Source organism: Microcoleus sp. N9_A1, assembly GCF_036701795.1.
Lineage (GTDB): Bacteria > Cyanobacteriota > Cyanobacteriia > Cyanobacteriales > Microcoleaceae > Microcoleus.
Genome location: NZ_JAUBRI010000192.1, coordinates 1 through 1137, shown reverse-complemented (window position 1 = coordinate 1137; position 1137 = coordinate 1). Strand labels below are relative to the sequence as shown.

Below are 1137 nucleotides of genomic sequence, written 5' to 3'. Positions count from 1 at the left end.
CATTTGTGACAAGTTAAGAAAAAGTGCAAATTGTCAAGGGGGTAGACTTGCAAGAGGTAAAATAGGATGAAACCTTGACCGGGTAAGCAGTTGAGCCATAATTGAACCAGTTTATGAGTAGCAAAAAACGCATCAACCGAGATCATGCAAAGAAAAAAAATCGTCCTCAAGTAGAAAACGAAGCGGTAGCGAATTACCTGGAAGATTTATTAATTCCAGCAATGGCGGCCCAAAAAACTTTTTATCGCCAACTAAATTTAAGAGATAGAATTCTAACACTACCGTTAATGATGGCCTCCGTATTAAGTTTATTATGGCGAGACGTAGCAGGAGTAACAGAATTAACCAGATTATTAAAGAGAGAAGGCTTTTTATGGTGTCAGCCACAAGAAATTAGCCAACAAGCATTATCACTCAGCTTTTTAACTTTTCCAGCTATTTTGTTTGAAAAAGTATTTAAAGAATTACTACCTCATTTTCGACAAAAATGGTTGATGAGAAAGTCGAGACTATTACCAGATAGCGTACAATTTGCCTTAAAAAACTTTGAAAATATCTGGATAGCAGACGGCTCAACATTAGAAGCATTATTTCGGAAACTAGAAAGTTTATCAGATGTTCCAATTGGTCAATTAGCCGGGAAAATGGGAGTAATAATAGACCTAGTAACTCATCTTCCCGAAGAAATTTGGTTTTGGACAAATCCGAAACAAGCAGATACCCATTGGGAAGAAGATTTACTAAAAACAGTTAAGCCAAAAACTTTGCTGTTACTGGATAGAGGCTTCTATCACTTCGCTTTTTGGTCAAAATTAATTGAGCAAGAAATTGGATTTATCACTCGAATTAAGAAAGGTGCATCTTATCAAGTAAAACGGGTATTAACCAATACCTATGATGTTAAAGACCAGATAATCCAGATAGGTGCAGGGACAAAAAAGACACCTAGTTTGACTATAAGATTAGTACAAATTCGCTCGAAAAATAGCTGGCGTTCTTATCTGACGAGTATCCGAGAACCCGAAATATTGCCCCCATATGTAGTGGCAGATTTATATCAAAGACGCTGGCGAATTGAAGACGCCTTTTGTATAGTAAAGAGACTCCTAAATTTAAGTTATTTATGGACAGGTTCTG

1 protein-coding gene is annotated in these 1137 nt (G+C 36.6%); it reads left to right on the top strand.

Annotated elements, in window-relative coordinates; translation table 11 throughout:
- Nucleotides 1–113: 113 nt before the first annotated feature.
- Nucleotides 114–1137 (top strand): IS4 family transposase (locus QUA58_RS31385; protein WP_333398026.1); only part of this gene is annotated, 1024 nt, incomplete at its 3' end.